Annotated in this window: 7 protein-coding genes; 3 read left to right on the top strand and 4 right to left on the bottom strand. The window is 71.3% G+C overall.

The window, feature by feature from the left end; translation table 11 throughout:
- Window positions 1-142: 142 nt before the first annotated feature.
- The gene (locus tag ACSRUE_RS27975; RefSeq protein WP_441286268.1) at window positions 143-1,699 is read left to right on the top strand and encodes an Hsp70 family protein; all 1,557 of its coding nucleotides are present in this window, start codon (window positions 143-145) and stop codon (window positions 1,697-1,699) included.
- Here ACSRUE_RS27975 and ACSRUE_RS27970 read toward each other — a convergent pair.
- From ACSRUE_RS27970 to ACSRUE_RS27955, 4 genes are all read right to left on the bottom strand, one after another.
- Window positions 1,650-2,945: a PAS domain-containing protein gene (locus ACSRUE_RS27970; protein ID WP_437767306.1), complete on the bottom strand. Its 1,296-nt coding sequence runs from the start codon at window positions 2,943-2,945 to the stop codon at window positions 1,650-1,652. The genes ACSRUE_RS27975 and ACSRUE_RS27970 overlap by 50 nt on opposite strands.
- Window positions 2,946-3,196: 251 nt before the next feature.
- A complete protein-coding gene (locus tag ACSRUE_RS27965; RefSeq protein WP_441286267.1) occupies window positions 3,197-4,138 on the bottom strand; it encodes an AEC family transporter in 942 nt (313 codons plus the stop codon).
- Between the two features lie 146 nt (window positions 4,139-4,284).
- On the bottom strand, window positions 4,285-6,273 hold the full coding sequence (gene tkt, locus ACSRUE_RS27960; RefSeq protein WP_437767304.1) for a transketolase: 1,989 nt from the start codon (window positions 6,271-6,273) through the stop codon (window positions 4,285-4,287).
- A gap of 447 nt (window positions 6,274-6,720) precedes the next feature.
- The gene (locus tag ACSRUE_RS27955; protein WP_441286266.1) at window positions 6,721-8,523 is read right to left on the bottom strand and encodes a hypothetical protein; all 1,803 of its coding nucleotides are present in this window, start codon (window positions 8,521-8,523) and stop codon (window positions 6,721-6,723) included.
- A gap of 543 nt (window positions 8,524-9,066) precedes the next feature.
- Between ACSRUE_RS27955 and ACSRUE_RS27950 the strand changes: the two genes are divergently transcribed.
- Window positions 9,067-10,296, top strand: a complete 1,230-nt coding sequence (locus ACSRUE_RS27950; protein ID WP_441286265.1) for a response regulator — start codon at window positions 9,067-9,069, stop codon at window positions 10,294-10,296.
- Between the two features lie 64 nt (window positions 10,297-10,360).
- On the top strand, window positions 10,361-16,384 hold the full coding sequence (locus ACSRUE_RS27945; RefSeq protein WP_441286264.1) for an AAA family ATPase: 6,024 nt from the start codon (window positions 10,361-10,363) through the stop codon (window positions 16,382-16,384).
- Window positions 16,385-16,440: the final 56 nt, after the last annotated feature.

Genomic DNA, 16,440 nt, shown 5'->3' with positions numbered 1-16,440 from the left:
GCCCGATCGCCCTCGCGAACGGCGCCCAGATCTCGGTCGATGCCATCGATGACGGTGCCTTCGAGCTAGAAGCCGACCGATCTCGCAGAGTTTCACCGCGGGCGGCAGGATGTGGCAGCATGGGGCCGGAGGAGACCCCACCTTGCGCCTCGGGATCGATTTCGGAACCACGCGGACCGTGGTCGCGTGCTGCGATCGCGGGAACTACCCTGTCGTCAGCTTCCAGGACGCGGCGGGGGACACCGTGGATTTCTACCCCTCCGTGGCCGCCGAGCGGCGGGGGGAGCTCCGGTTCGGCTTCGACGCCCTCGCGGTCGCCTCGGACCCCGAGTGGACCGTGCTCCGGTCGTTCAAGCGCGTGCTCTCCGGCCCGCGCGCGTCGCCCGACGTCGAGGTCGAGATCGGCGGGACGAAGCTCCGGGTGCTCGATCTCCTGACCCTGTTCCTGCGGTCGCTCCGCGACGCCGTGCTGAACCGGTCGAACCGGCCCAAGAAGGACGACGACGGGCGCCTCATCTCGGTCGTGGCGACCCCGGCGAACGCGCACGGGTCGCAGCGGTTCGTGACGCTCGACGCCTTCCGCCGCGCCGGCTTCGAGGTCATCGCGCTCCTGAACGAGCCGTCGGCCGCCGGCTTCGAGTACACGCACCGCCACCGCAGCACCATCACGTCGAAGCGCGAGCACATCGTCGTCTACGACCTCGGCGGCGGGACGTTCGACGCGTCGCTGGTCCACATGACCGGGCGCAGCCACGACGCCGTGACGACCGCGGGCCTGAACCACCTCGGCGGCGACGACTTCGACGCCGCGCTGGCCTCGATAGCGCTCGACGCCGGCAAGATCGAGAAGATCGAGCGCGAGGGCCTGCCGGCGCGCGCGCTCGCGGCGCTCGCGGACCAGTGCCGCGAGGCGAAGGAGCGGCTCAACCCGAACTCCCGGCGCATCGTGATCGACCTGGAGACCTGCCTGGGCGACCTCTCGCCCGCCCGCGAGGTGACGATCGCGACCTCCGACTACTACGACCGGTGCGTGCCCCTCGTGGAGTCGACCATCACGGCGATGCAGCCGGTGATCGCGCGCCTCGACGCCGGCGCGGGCGAGGCGCTCGCCGACATCGCGGGGATCTACGTCGTCGGCGGCGCGAGCTCGCTGCCCATCGTCGCGCGGACGCTGCGCGAGCGCTTCGGGCGCCGCGTCCATCGCTCCCCCTACCCCTCGGCGGCCATCGCGATCGGCCTGGCCATCGCCGTCGACGACGACGCGGGCTTCGAGCTCTCCGACCGGCTCTCGCGCCACTTCGGGGTGTTCCGGGAGGGCAGCGGCGGGGACGAGGTGGTCTTCGACCCGATCTTCGACCGGGAGGCGCGCATCCCGTCGAGCCACGAGGCGCCGGTGGTCTCGCGGCGCGTGTACCGGGCGGCGCACAACGTCGGCCGCTACCGGTTCGTCGAGTGCGCCGCGCTCGACCGGCTCGGCGTGCCCCACGGCGACATCACGGCGTTCAACGAGGTCGTGTTCCCCTTCGACCGGCGGCTCCGCGACCGCGCCGCCGAGCTCGGCGGGGTGCCCGTCGAGCGCATGGGCAGCGAGGGGCCGCTGATCGAGGAGCAGTACGCGATCACCTCGCACGGGATCGTCGAGGTGACGATCACGGACGTGGAGGCAGGGTACCGGCGCGTCTACCAGGTCGGGGCGTGAGGGCATACGCGATGCCCGAATCGAGCGTGGACCGCACCAGGAGCCCGCCCATATCCGCCCCGAGCTCGACGAGCGTCCGCGCGATGGCGGGCTGGATCCCCGTCAGGAGCACCTGCGCGCCGAGCAGGTTCACCGCGCGCGCCGTCCGCACCAGCGCGCTCGCGACCTGGGTGTCGATGGTCGGCACGCCCGTAACGTCGAGGATCACCATCGAGGCCTGGTGGGCGACGATGCCCGCCAGCAGGATCTCGAGCACCTGCTGAGCCCGCGGCGCATCGATGTTGCCGATGAGCGGCATCACCACCACGCCGCGCGCGATCGGCAGCAACGGCGTGGAGAGGGCGCGCAGCCTGGCCTCCTGCAGGTGGATGATCTCGTCCTGAAGCCGCTGAGCCTCGGCCTCGGCCGCTCGGCTTTCGGTGACCTCCACGGAGATGCCGCACACCGCATTCAGCCTGCCTCGTGAATCCAGCAGCGGGAACCTCGTGGTCACGAAGGAATGGACGCGGCCCTCGATCACGAGCTGCTCCTCCTTGACGAGCGGCGCCTCGGCCGCGATGACCTGCCGCTCCGACTGCGCAAAAGCCTCGGCGAGCTCCGAGGGCATGACATCGCGATCGGCGCGCCCGAGCACCGCGTCGCGGGAGAGGCCCATGAGCCGCTCGAAGTGCCTGTTGACGAGCGCATAGCGGCCGTTCAGATCCTTGACGTAGACGGCGCTGGGCGCGTGCTCCACGATTGCGGTGACAAATGCCGTGCTGTCCTGGTACGCCTGTTGGGCGCGCATCCTGTCGGTCACGTCGAGGTTGATCCCGAGCACGTAGCGCGCGCCACCCACGTCGGCCGCCGACATCCTGGTCTCGGTCCAGACGGTGCGGTCCTCGGTGCGCTCGAGGCCGGCGTCGGCCGTGCTGTACGCGGTCGGCGCCATGATCACGCCTCCGCCGCTCCGGATCACCTGATCGAAGTGGGCAGTGTATCCGCCCGCCACGGCGACAGGGTCCTCGTACATATTATGCTTGCCGACCATGGCCTCCTTCGACGGCACGGCCAGTATCTCGCGGTTCCGTCGGTTGATGTCGACAAGTACGCCGTCGGCGCCGTAGAGCGCCGACGGGACCGGCAGGTGCTCGAAGACGCCCTGGTACAGCGCCGCCTGCGCCTCCGCGGCCTGGGCGCGCTGCTCCAGCGCCTTGACCTCGCAGCGGAGCCGCTCCAGCTCAGCCTGCAGTCCCTCGATGTCCATGCCCCCCAGGATCATCGAATCTGCCCTTTCAGCTTGCGAGTGGCCATCGCGCTCAGGTCGTATACATTCATTATTATACGCTGGACACTTACATATTCCGTCCAGCATTGCCAAGCCGATTTGCAGAGCTCGGCTCTCAGCGATTGGACGCGTGGTGGCGCTCACACCTGTGCGGGACCTGCGCTCTGGGTCGCGTCAGGCCGCGTCAGGCCGGGTTGGGTCGCGTTCATGAGCGGGGAGCGGAGGGCGCGCTACGGGACGATCCGGCGCAGCGCCTCGACCACGATCGGCAGGGTCGCCAGCGCGCCGAGCGTGGTCACGACCGCGGTGGCCGCGGCGAACTGGCCGTCGCAGCCGTACCGCGCGGCGACGATGACGGACACCATGGACGTCGGCATGGCGGACTGCAGCACCGCCACCTCGGAGGTGGGCCGCTTCAGGCCGAGCGCGACCGCGGCGCCGAGCGCGACCGCGGGCGAGAGGAGCAGCTTCACGGCGGCGACGGCCGCGAGCGGGCGCACGCGGCCGCGGAGCGAGGCAAGGTCGAGGCTGAGGCCCAGCGCGAGGAACACGAGCGTCGGGGTCGCGCTCCCGAGCGCGCCGAGCGCGTGCTCCAGCCACACCGGCAGCGGGATCGGCGCCGCGTGGAGCGTGAGCCCGACGGCGATCGACAGGACATTGGGGTGCAGGAGCACCGCGAGCAGGCCCCGCCCCTCCCCGCCGCCGCCGCCCCCGCCCATGCGCGCGGCGAGCGCGACGCCGAAGGTCCACAGGAGGAGCGCCGTGACGATGCTGTCGACGAGGATCGCCGTCCCCGCCGCGCCGCCCGCGTCGCCGTAGAGGGCCAGCACGACGGGCACGCCGAGGAAGCCGGTGTTGGAGAAGCTGCCGACGAGGCCGGCGGCGCCCTGCGCGGCGCGCGGGAGCCCGAGCGCCCGCGCCACGGCGACCCCCGCGAGGGCGCACGCGAAGAGCGCGACCGTCGACGCGGCGACCGCGCCCCACGCGCCGTGACCGATGCCCGAGCGGCGGAGCACGGTGACGATCAGCGCGGGCGTGGTGACGTCGATGACCAGCCGGTGCAGCACGGCGGCGTCCGCCTGGCCGGCCCGGCCCAGCGCCCGCAGCAGCACGCCGACCCCGAGCACCGCGAAGAGGGCCAGCAGCTGCGAGATCAGGTCGCCCGACGGCACGGGCCCGCTTTTAGCTCGGCGGCGGGCGGCGTCCAGCGCTCTCGTCGGTCATGCGGCCGGCCGGCGGCGGCGGAGCGGGAGATGGAAACCACGCCGGGAGCGCCGAGGAACGTTGCTCCCCGGCGCTCCCGCGCTTTTTCAGGGGGTCAGGGCACGAGGTCCTGCACCGCCTGCACCACCGCCTGGGCATTCATGCCCAGCCGGTCCATCACGATGTCGCCAGGGGCGCTCGTGCCGAAGCGGTCGATCCCGAGGGCGATCCCCTTGAAGCCGACCCACCGGTGCCAGCCGAAGGTGACGCCCGCCTCGATGGACACGCGCCGCGTGCACGCGGCGGGCAGCACGGCCTCGCGGTAGGCGTGATCCTGGCGCGCGAACCGCTCCACGCAGGGCATCGAGACGACGCGGACGCCGGGCCCGATCCGCTTCGCGGCCTCGACCGCGTGCTGCACCTCGCTGCCCGTCGCGATCAGGATGGTCTCGAGCGCCGCCGTCTCCTTGACCAGGACATAGGCGCCGCGCCGGACGCCCTCGCGCTTGGCGGCGGCGTCCCCCGGAAGCAGCGGGACGGCCTGGCGCGTGAGCGCGAGGACCGTCGGGCCGTCGTTGTGCTCCAGCGCGGAGATCCAGGCGCCGGCCGTCTCCTCGGCGTCCGCCGGCCGGATGACGTCCAGATCGACGATGGCGCGCAGCCCGGCGACGGTCTCCACGGGCTGGTGCGTCGGCCCGTCCTCGCCCACGCCCACCGAGTCGTGCGTGAAGATGTAGATGACCGGCAGGTGCGACAGCGCGGCCAGGCGGACGCTCGGCCGCAGGTAGTCCGCGAACACGAGGAACGTCGCGCCGCTCGGGCGCAGGCCGCCGTGGTACGCGATGCCGTTCATGATCGCCCCCATGCCGTGCTCGCGGATGCCGGCGCGGATGTTCCGGCCGCCGGGGTGCTCCGGATCGAAGTCGGTGCTCGACGCGATGTAGTTGAACGTCGAGCCGTAGAGGTCGGCGCTCGACCCGATGAGCGCGGGCACCGCCTCGGCGACCGCCTGCAGCACGGTCTCGCCGGCCTTGCGCGTGGCGACCTTGGTGCCGGCGGCGAAGGCGGGGACGCGCGCGTCGAGGTCCGCCGGGATCTTCTTCGCGAGGCCGTCGTCGAGCTGGCGGGCGAGCTCGGGGTTCTTCGCGCGCCAGGCCTGGAAGGTCGCCTCCCACGCCCCGCGCACCTTGGCGAGCGCTTCCTTGCGCGTCGCGAAGAACTGCTTCACCTCCTCGCTGACGTAGAAGTGCTCCGCGGGCAGCCCCAGGTTCTTGCGGGCCTGATCCACGAACTTGGCGCCGCCCTCGCCGTGCGCCTTCTGCGTGCCGGCGACCTCCGGGATCCCCTTGCCGATGAGGGTGTGGGCGACGACGAACTTCGGCTTTCCGCTCTTCGAAGCCCGCGCCTGGCCGAGCACCCGGTGGACGGCCTCCAGATCGTTGCCCTGCTCGATGTGGAGCACCTCGAAGCCGTAGGCCTCGAAGCGCTTGGCCGTGTCCTCGCTCTGGGTCTTGATGGCCATCGCGTCGAGGGTGACGTCGTTGGCGTCGTAGATGAGGATCAGGTTGTCGAGCTTGAAGTGCCCCGCGAAGGAGGCCGCCTCGGCGGCCACGCCCTCCTGGAGGCAGCCGTCGCCGGCGAGGCAGTAGACATTGAGATCGAAGATCGTGTGCTCCGGCGTGTTGTAACGCGCGGCGAGCATCTTGGCGGCCACCGCGTGCCCGACCGCGTTGCCCACGCCCTGGCCGAGCGGGCCCGTCGTCGCCTCGACACCCTCGGTGTAATGGTACTCCGGGTGGCCGGGCGTCTTCGACTCCCATTGCCGGAAGCGGCGGACGTCGTCGAGGGACACCGGATAGCCCGAGAGGTGCAACCAGGCGTAGAGGAACATGCTGCCGTGACCGGCGGACAGGACGAAGCGATCGCGGTTCAACCAGTGCGGTTCGCTCGGATCGTGGCGGAGGATGTCGCCGTAGAGCGCGGCGCCGATCTCGGCGGCCCCTAGCGGTAGGCCGAGGTGACCGGATGAGCAGGCGTGGACGGCATCCATGGCGAGGCCGCGGGCGATCGAGGCCGCGGCGGCGAGCTTGGCGAAATCAGGCATGGCGCGCACTCTAACCTACTTCGTCGCGAAGCGCGCCCCTTCGCGAGGCCCCTCACCCGCCGCCCGGCGCCCGGCGCGGTCCGAGCGCGCCTCGGCGCCCGCGTGACTGTCCAGGCTTTCGCGGGACGCGCGGGGGCCGCGGGGCGGAGATCGGGCCGAGCCGGTCATCACCCCCCCTCGGCGGGACCACGAGACCTCCCTCGCGGGGGGCGCCACGGCGCCTGTCACGCCCGCTGGTAGACCGCGTCGACGCGGGATGCAGCGGGATGCAGCCCCCGCGGCTCGCCGTCGACCCGCAGGCGCAACGCCTCCGCCGCGCGGCCAGCTGGCGCTCACGGCGCCCCGACCGCTGGTCGCGCTTTCACCCCCACCTGGGCCGTCGTCGGGGTCGCCCAGCCTGGACCGAGCCGCCGCGGACCACCCCCGACGCAGGCGCGCTCGCGTGCGTCAGGGGGCGATGACCGCGACGAAGCCGTCCTTGTCTGCGGCGGTGAGCGGGCCGGCGCCGAAGTCGGCTGTACCCGTGAAGTCGCCGACGAGCGCGATGCGGTCGGCGCGATAGGTCGTCAAGCCTCTTATCGTGGCGGGCGTGCCCGTGAACGTGCGGCGCCAGAGCTCCGCGCCGGAAGCATCGAGCTTGACGAGGGACTGCGCTCCCAGGACGATGATGTTGCCGGCGGAGTCCGTGACCACGGCGTCGCTCGGAGCCTCTCGGTGCCAGAGATAGTCGCCGAGCGGGCTCAGCTTCACCACGAAGTGTGTTCCGGCGGGGACTGGCCCACCGCCGAGATCCAGATTTCCCAGGCTGCGGCCCACGACCACGACATGATCCTCGGGGTCGACGGCGACATCCTTTGCCTCTCCGCCGTCATCCGAGAAGTCCGGCGCCGACGGTCCGGACAGGAGCTTTTGCCAGAGCGTGGTGCCTGCAGGGTCTCGCTTCTCGACATGGAAATAATAGGCGCAGGGGCATAACCCTGGGCCCTTGCTGTGCCCCATGGCCAGAAGGACGTTGCCGGCGCTGTCCATGGCGATCCCACCCGGGCTGTCGAACGACCGATGGGAGAAGCCCCATATGTACTCGCCCGCCGCATTGTACGCCCTCACGGTCATGCCGGTGTCGACGGAGCTCGGGTAGACGAACAGCGCAGCGGAGGTGCCCCCGGCGCCTGCCGCGATGTCTCGTAGGTTGATCGAGCTCGCGGCGCTCCCGGTGATGTATCCGTGGCTGAAGAGGTGGTTCCCGTCCGGATCGAGCTTGACGAAGAAGACGGCGTTCGGCGAGAAGTCATAGGCCCAGGGGAGCGGGCCGCTTCCGAAGTCCACAGGCGGCGGCCCGTCGAAGGTGGCGCCGCGATAGGTCCCGCCGAGGAGGATGTTGCCGCTCGCGTCGAGCGCGATCTTGGTTCCGGCTTCCCCGTACGGACTGCTGCCGAATCGTCTGCTCCATATCGCATGGCCTGCCGGGTCGAGCTTGAGCACGAACACGTCCGCGGATCCTGCGCTCACGAGCGGCCCCGCCCCGAAATCGACCGTCCCCACGAACGCGCCCGTCACATAGAGGTTGCCCGCGGCGTCCGTTGCGACGCCGTAGGCGGCGTCAGCGCCGGCGCCGCCCAGCGCGGCGGACCAAAGCGGCGGAAGCGAGCATTGCCCCGTACCATCGCAGTCCTCGTCGGCCTCCGAGGCGCAGTCTTCAGCGGACGGCGTGATCTCGCCGGTGCACGGGCCATAGCCAGATCCGTCTGGGAGGCAGGTCTGAGCACCGGCGGTGCAGAGCCCCACGCCTTGCGTCCCCGGTAGCCCCGAATAGCAGCTCAGCTGCGACCCCGGCTCGCAACTCGCTGTGCCGCCACCGCCACCGCCGCCGCCGGTCGCCGGCTCTCCCCCGGCCCCTCCCTGACCGCCGCCGCCGGTCGCCGGCTCTCCGCCCGCGCCGCCCTGACCGCCGCCGCCGGTCGCCGGCTCTCCCCCCGCGCCGCCCTGACCGCCACCGCCGGTCGCCGGCTCTCCCCCGGCCCCTCCCTGGCCACCGCCGCCGGTCGCCGGCTCTCCGCCCGCGCCTCCCTGGCCGCCGCCGCCGGTCGCCGGCTCTCCCCCCGCGCCGCCCTGACCGCCGCCGCCGGTCGCCGGCTCTCCCCCGGCCCCTCCCTGGCCACCGCCGCCGGTCGTGCAGCCGAGGGTCAGCGCCATCCCGAGCACCGCAGCCCCGCTTAGCCCCTGCCACACCCGAGCGCCTCCGTGCCTCACGTGCTCCACCTTTCCGTTCCGCGTATTGACGACGGGTTCCCGAGCGCTTCCCTGGTTCTGGACGCGGGAGGAGCGCGGGCCACGAGGCGCTAGATGCGCCGACGCGCGCGCACATTCATCTCGCGAGAAGCCCCGGGCGGGCAGCCGCCGGTCGATCGGTCGCGCTCGGCGTCGCGGCGCCCGACGCCAGGCCGCTCTCAACATGGCTGTCCTCGCCCAGGGCCGCGCCGTGATCCTCCGCACCTCCGTGGACCCCCAGAAGGCACCGGCGAGGCAGGGATGGGACGGAGTAAGAGGCCCTGTTCGGGCCGGAGCTCAACGCGGAGGCGGTACGTCTGGCGAAGGCGGACGACCGGAACACCGGCCAGCGGCCGGGAGCGCTCACGACGCCCGAGCGTGAGGAGCTCCAGCGGCTGGAGATGGGATGGAGCGTGAAAGCCGAAAAAAGCGGAGGCCTCCTCGCGAAGGAAAGCAAGTGAGGCGAGCCGACATCGGACCTTGGAACGAGGCGGAAAGCGCCCATCTCATGCGTACGCAGAGGGAATGGTTGACCTGTGTGGCGCAGCGTACCCTCTCCACCGCACCCTACAACTCTCTCCGCTTCCGCCTACAAAAGGGATGTTAAGGCTGAACAGCCCGTGGTACGAACGGAAAAAGAGAAGACAGAATGTTGCCTGTGATGGGGCCGCCGGCTCACAGTGTACGCATTTGCTCGCCCGCCGTGCGTTGGGGCACGCCGGCCGGGCGCACGAGGCTCGCTCGATCGTGCTGAGCCGGCAGAGACCCATGCAAGAACAAGAAACTCCGCTCTCTGGGCTCGTCCTCATCGTGGACGATAGCGCGGACAACCTGGCCGTGCTGTCGCACGCGCTCATGTCGGATGGCCTGGAGGTCGCGGTCGCGCGCGACGGTGAGGAGGCGATCGAGCTGGTCAGCCGGGCCCAGCCGGACCTCATCTTGCTCGACGCGCTGATGCCCGGCCTCAGCGGGTTCGAGACGTGCCGGCGGCTCAAGGCCGATCCGGCGACGCAGGGCATCCCCGTCATCTTCATGACGGCGCTCGCTGAAGCGAGGTTCAGGCTCCAGGGCTTCCGCGTAGGCGCCGTCGACTATGTGACAAAGCCGTTCGAGAAGACCGAGCTCCTGGCGCGGGTGCACACCCAGATCTCGCTCCGGCGCGCAACGCGGGCTCTCGAGGAGCGGAATACGAGGCTCTCGGAGGAGATTGGGGAGCGCGCCAAGGCGGAGGAGGCGCTGGCGCAGGCCGTGCAACTGCTGCGCGACACGAACGAGCGGCTCTCGCAGCAGCTGATGCAGAGCGAGCGCGCGGAGGCGGCCAGGGCGGCGCTGCAAGAGCAGATCATCGCGGCCCAGCGGGAGCGGCTCCTCGAGCTGTCCGCTCCGCTCATTCCGATGATCGATGGCGTCCTCGTGATGCCCCTCATCGGCACGGTGGACGTCGAGCGTGCCGGACAAGCGGTCGAGACAGCGCTGCGCGGAGCGAGCGAGCGCGGGGCGGACTATCTCATCATTGACATCACCGGCGTGAAAGCAGTAGATGAGACGGTTGCGCGCATGCTCGTGCAAGCCGCGATGGGGCTCTCGCTGCTCGGCACGCGGACGGTCGTCACGGGCATCCGCGCGGAGGTAGCGCAAACGTTCGTCGCGCTCGACGTGCACCTCGATCAGCTCGTGACGAAGGCCACCCTGCAGTCGGGCGTGGAGCACGCGCTTCGGACACGCGGCCGCCGCCAGCACAAGCCAGAGCGCTGAAGTACCGGAGAATTCCGTTGATCGCCCGGCGTCTCCGCCGGCCCCGAAGAGGAGCTGAACCGGGATGGATCTGAGAGACTACGTTGTGGGGGAGGTGATCCACGAAGGGGCCGAGACCCGCGTGTGCCGCGCGGTCCATCGCCCCTCCGGCGACAGGGTTGTGCTCAAGCTCCCCGTGGCGGCCGCGTCGAGCTCGCGCGTGACGGGGCGCATCCTGCATGAGCATCACATCCTCACACAGCTGAGAGAGGTGTCGGGGGTAGCACGGGCGCGGGAGCTCCTGTCGCGGGGCGGCGCGGCCGCGCTGGTGATCGAGGACCCCGGCTTCCGGTCGCTGGATCACCAGCTCGCCGAGCGCGGGCGCCTGCCGGTGGAAGCGGGGCTGAGGCTGGGAGCGCTCCTCGCTCGAACCCTCGAGGCCGTGCACGCGGCCGGCATAACGCACAAGGATATCAAACCCCAGAACGTGCTGGTCGACGCGGCGTACGCGCAGGTCAAGCTGCTCGACTTCGGCATCGCCTCGTCGCTGCCGCTGGAGGCGACGGCGGCGAGCATCCCCGAAGGGCTCGAGGGGACACTGGCGTACATGTCGCCCGAGCAGACGGGCCGCACGGCGCGAGCGCTCGATCCCCGCACCGACCTCTACTCGCTCGGAGTGACGCTCTTCGAGGCGCTCTCGGGGCGGCTGCCGTTCACCGAGCGCGACCCGCTCTCGCTGGTGCACGCGCACCTGGCCAAGGAGCCGCCGTCCCTCGACGAGGTCGCCCCCGGCGTGCCTCCGGGCCTCGCGGCGATCGTGTCCAGGCTCCTCGCGAAGAACCCTGACCGGCGGTATCAGACGGCCAAGGGGGCAGCGGAGGACCTGGAGCGCGCGCTGCGCATGTGGCGCGAGCGCGGCGCGGTGGAGCGCTTCGCGCTCGGGGACAAGGATTTCTCGCAGAGGCTGCGGCTGCCAGACGTCCTCGTCGGGCGGGAGCACGAGCGCGATCTCCTGGGCGCGGCCTTCGCCCGCGCCGCCGGGGGCGCGGCGGAGCTCGTGCTCATCGGCGGCCCGTCCGGCATCGGCAAGACGGCGCTCGTGCGCACCGTCTACCAGGACATCGCGCGTGCGGGGCGCGGGCACCTGATCTCGGGCAAGCACGACCAGCTCGCGCGGTCGACGCCCTTCGCGGCCATGGCGCAGGCGTTCGGGGCGCTGATGCAGCAGTGGCTGGCGAGCCCGAAGCCGACGCTCACGGCGTGGCAGGAGCGAATCAGGGCCGACGTGGGGGACAACGCCCGGCTCATCGCCGACGTGGTGCCGGCGCTCGACCTGATCATGGGCAAGCTCGCGCCGGTGCCGCCGGTGCACGGCGAGCAGGTGCTCGCCCGCCAGAGGCTGACCTGGCTGAACTTCGTGCGGGCGGTCACGACGCCGAACGCGCCGCTCGTGATGTTCCTCGACGACATGCAGTGGGCCGACAGCGCCACGCTGGAGATCCTGAGGACGCTGCTGACCGACGCAGAGCGAAGAGAGCTCCTCGTGCTCGCGGCGTACCGCGACAACGAGGCGCCCCCCGAGCACCCGCTGTGGAGGCTCGTGGCGTCGGTCGAGGAGAGCGGGGCGAGGGTGTCGAGGATGTCGGTGCGCCCCCTGTCGGCGGAGCACGTGCAGGCATGGGCAGCGCGGGCGCTGAACAGCGAGGCGGCGCGGGTGGAGCCGCTCTCGCGCATCCTGTGGCAAAAGACGCGAGGAAACCCGTTCTTCATGGAGCAGCTGCTGCTGTCGCTGCACCGGCAGAGCAAGGTGGCGCGGGACCAGGAGAGCGGCGCGTGGCGCTGGGGCCAGAAGGAGATCGAGCAGGCGCAGGTGACCGACAACGTCGTCGCCCTCCTGACGGACAAGCTGCTCGAGATGCCTGAAGCGACACAGCAGCTCCTGGGGCTCGCGGCGTGCGCGGGGCACACCTTCCACCTCCACGACCTGGAGCGGCTCAGCGGATGGGAGCGCGCCCGGGTGACCGGCGCGCTGTGGCCCGCCCTGCGGGAGGAGCTGGTGGTGCCGGCCGATGGAGCCTACCGGACCGCCCAGGCGCTGGGAGAGGCCGGAGCCGGAGCCGGAACCGGAGCCGGAGCCGGAGCCGGAAAAGGAGCGCTCGACGCTGAATACCGCTTCTTGCACGACCGCGTGCAGCAGGCGAGCTACGAGCGGGCCCCGCCGGCGCAGCGCGTCCTGGCGCACCTGGAGATCGGCCGGCGGCTGTGGGCGCGGCACCGGACGCAGGGGGGCACGCCGCAAGAGCTCCTGGAGCTGGTGCGGCACCTCAACCTGGGCTCGGCGCGGATGGACTCCGCAGACGAGCGCGAGGCGCTGGCGCGGCTGAACCTCGAGGCCGCGCGCGCCGCGAAGGCGGCGAGCTCGTACCGGCTCCTCCTGAGCCTCGCCGAGACCGCGCAGGACTTGCTGGGCGATGACGCCTGGCGCAAGGACGCGCCGCTGTGCGCGGAGCTCGCGCTCGAGCAGATCGAGGCGGCCTTTCTGCTGCGGGAGTTCGACGACGTCGAGGCGCGGTGCGCGCGGCTGCTCGCCAGGCCGCTGCCGGCGCTCACCAGGCTCTCGGCGCACGAGATGCGCGTCCGCAGCGCCCAGGCGGCGGGTCAGTTCGCGCGAGGGGTCGAGCTCGGGCTCGCCGCGCTCACGGAGCAGGACATCGCATTTCCGGGCGCGGACGAGGCGCGCCGCGCCGCGCTCCTCGAGGAGTCCGCCGAGCTGGATCGATGGTTCGAGCGCGAACCGGACGCGTTCGAACGGATGCCCCTCGATCCTTCCCCGGAGCAGGTGATCATCGATGCGCTGACGATGCACCTCATGGTGTGTGCGGCGATCGGCGGTCAGCCGGTGCTGTCCGGGCTCGTGATCGTCCGCGCCGTGCTGAGGGTGCGAGAGCGGCGCGCGCTCACGCCGGTCTCTCCCTTCATCATCGTTTGCTTCGCGAACGTCTGGTCGCTCACCACAGGCATGTATCGTCGCGCTGCGTGCTGGGTCGGCCCTGGCGTGCGCGCAGCCGAGCGCGTCGCGTCGCCCTTCCTGGCAGAGTGTCTGTCCTTCCAGGGGCAGTACACGGCCTACTCCCGCCCCGCGGATGAAATGGCGCCCATCTTCGAGCGAACCTGCGCGACCGGCCTGAAGGTCGGCTCGTTCCAGGGGACGAGCTGGGGGCTGGAAGGCGACCTGTTCTACTACCGAGTGTGGCGCGGCCAGCCGCTCGGGCAGCTCGAGGCGCACCGGGCGGCGCGCTGGGGGTTGATGCAGCGCGCGGGGACCGCGCTCGGGACGCACTTTTTCGAGACGATCGCGTCGTGGTGCGACCTCTTGACGACCGCCGACGGCGCGGGGAGGCTCCTGTCGGGCGAGCCGCTCTCACGAGGATCGCGCTCCCTCCTGGCTGACGGGGACGGGATGGCGGCCGAGCTGGCTCGCATCCTCGAGGCGCACCTGTTCCTCGTCGCCGGCGCGTACCCGATGGCCCTCTCGCGGGCACGGGAGGCCGAGCAGTTCCGCGTGTCCATCTTCGGCTTTCCCCCGGTCACGGACATACCGCTCTGGCTCGCGCTCGCGGCCGCGAGGTGCTGGCCGGAGGCCGCGGACGCGGCGGAGCGGGCCGGGCTCCGCGACGACATCGAGCAAGGCCTCGCGCGGCTGAGGTACTTCGCCGAGGGGAGCGCGGACAATTTCCTCCACAAGCTGCGCCTCCTCGAGGCCGAGCACGCCCGCGTGCAGGGCAAGACCGACGAAGCCATGGCCAGGTACGACGAGGCCATCGAGCTCGCGCGCGCGCAGCGATTCTTTCACATCGAAGCCCTGGCGGCTCAGCTCTGCGCCGAGTTTCACCTCGAGGCGGGCAGGCGCCGTGTCGCCGCGCTGTACCTGCGCGAGGCCAGGGACGCTTATGTTCGCTGGGAAGCGCGCGCCGTGGTGGCCCACCTGGAGGCGAGATGGCCGGCCCTGCTCCGTGCGCCCGCGCAGCCCGCGACGGCGGAGCGCCGCCGCACGACGGGCGTCGCCACGCTGACCACCACGGGAGTCACCGGCGGCGCGCAGCTCGACGTGAACACCGCGGTGCGCGCGGCGCGGGCGCTGTCGAGCGAGCTCGACCCGGAGCGGGTCGTCGGGCGTCTGATGGAGCTCGTGCTGGAGAGCGCCGGGGCGCAGCGCGGCGTCCTGCTGCTGGGCGAAGGCGAAGAGCTCTCGGTCGTGGCGCGGCTCTCGGTGGAGGGAGGCCGCATCGAGACGGGCCTGTCCGAGCCGCTCTCGCAGAGCGGCGAGGTGGCGAGGACGGTGGCGCACTACGTGGCGCGCACGAACGAGCCGGTCGTGGTGGACGACGCCCGGTCGGACGCGCGCTTCGCGGCCGATCCGTACCTGGCCTCGCGCTCCGTGCTCTCGCTCCTCTCGCTTCCCTTGTCGCATCGAGGGCGCCTCGTGGGCGTGCTCTACCTCGAGCATCGCGAGGTGCCTGCGGCGTTCCCCGAGCGGCGGGTGGAGCTCCTGTCGGTGCTCGCCGCGCAGGCCGCCATCGCCGTGGAGAACGCCCTCCTGTACCGGGACCTGGAGGCCAAGATCAAGGAGCGCACCGTCGAGCTCCGCGTCGCCAAGGAGGCCGCGGAGCGCGCCAGCCAGGCCAAGAGCGACTTTCTCTCCAGCATGAGCCACGAGCTGCGAACGCCGCTCAACGGGATCATGGGTTATGCCCAGATCCTGGAGCGAACGCCCGACGTCCCGCCGGCGTGGCGGGAGGGCCTGCGGGTCATCCAGAAGTCGAGCGAGCACCTGCTCTCGCTCATCAATGACCTGCTGCAGCTGGCCAAGATCGAGGCGGGCAAGGTGGACTCCGTCCTGACGGAGTTCCGGTTGAGCGCGCTCGTGCGGACGGTGGTCGACCTGTGCCGGGTGCGCGCCGAAGCGAAGGGGATCGCGTTCTCCCATGAGCTGCACGGCCCTGCGCTTCTGGCCGTCTGCGCCGACGAGAAGCGGCTGATGCAGGTGCTCCTGAACCTCCTCGGCAATGCCATCAAGTTCACCGAGCGGGGAGGCGTGTCCCTCCATGTCGAGGTGCTGGAGGAGACCGTCCCTGCCGGGCGGATGGTGCGGTTCCGGGTCGAGGATACGGGTCCTGGGATCGCCCCGGAGCAGCAGTCACGCATCTTCGAGCCCTTCGAGCAGGTGGGGGAGCAGAGCGCGAAGAGCGAGGGCACAGGGCTTGGCCTCGCCATCACGAAGAAGCTCGTGCAACAGATGGGTGGCGCGATCGAGGTGCAGAGCGAGGTCGGCGAGGGCAGTGTCTTTGCCGTGACGCTTCCGCTCGCCGAGGCGCAGCTCGCGACGAGCCCAGGCGAAGCCAGGGGGTGGGACACGATCGTCGGCTATCCGGGGGAGCGCCGCACGATACTCATCGTGGACGACAATTCCGACAATCGCGCGGTGGTACGCGGGCTCCTCGTCCCGCTCGGCTTCGATCTGTGCGAGGCGGACGGCGGTGAGGCGGCGCTGCGCATGGCGGCGCTGCGCGCGCCGGCGCTCATCCTGCTGGACGTGTACATGAAGGACATGGACGGCTACGAGACCGCGCGTCGCCTCAGGCTCGTGCCCGAGCTCCGGCGAGTCGTCATCCTGGCCTCGTCGGCGAGCGTATCCGAGGCCGAGCGGCAGCAGTGCGCCAGCGCCGGCTGCGATGACTTCTTGCCCAAGCCGATCGTGGCGAGCGCGCTCCTGGACAAGATATCGCGGTTGCTGGGCATCGAGTGGCTTCGCCGCGATGAAGCCCCCGCCCGCGATGCGCCGGCGAAGCAGCCCGACGGCGGCGGCCACCTCGCGCCGCCTCCGGCCGAAGAGCTGGCGATCCTGTCGGCGCTCGCGAAGAAGGGGCTCGTCCACAAGATCCTGGAGGAGGCGGAGCGGATGGCGCAGCACGATCCGCGGCTCAGACCCTGGATCGAGCAGCTCACGACGCTGGCACGCAGCTACCAGACCCGGAAGCTGCGGGACTTTGTCGGTGCGTACGGCCCGGGCGGCGCCGACGGCCGCGCGGATCCGCAGGAATCGATGTAGCGCGTGGCCCAGGTCGGGGGACGATCGCAAGGGTGGCGGGAGAGAGCCGCCGGGTC

Source organism: Sorangium sp. KYC3313 (assembly GCF_052075895.1).
GTDB classification, from domain to species: Bacteria; Myxococcota_A; Polyangia; order Polyangiales; family Polyangiaceae; genus Sorangium; species Sorangium cellulosum_B.
This window is presented reverse-complemented; position numbering and strand designations above follow the sequence as displayed.

Coding starts and splice junctions, on each gene's coding strand:
- ACSRUE_RS27945 (WP_441286264.1), top strand. CDS start 10,361: ATGGATCTGAGAGACTACGTTGTGGGGGAGGTGATCCACGAAGGGGCC.
- ACSRUE_RS27950 (WP_441286265.1), top strand. CDS start 9,067: ATGGTTGACCTGTGTGGCGCAGCGTACCCTCTCCACCGCACCCTACAA.
- ACSRUE_RS27970 (WP_437767306.1), bottom strand. CDS start 2,945: ATGGACATCGAGGGACTGCAGGCTGAGCTGGAGCGGCTCCGCTGCGAG.
- tkt (WP_437767304.1), bottom strand. CDS start 6,273: ATGCCTGATTTCGCCAAGCTCGCCGCCGCGGCCTCGATCGCCCGCGGC.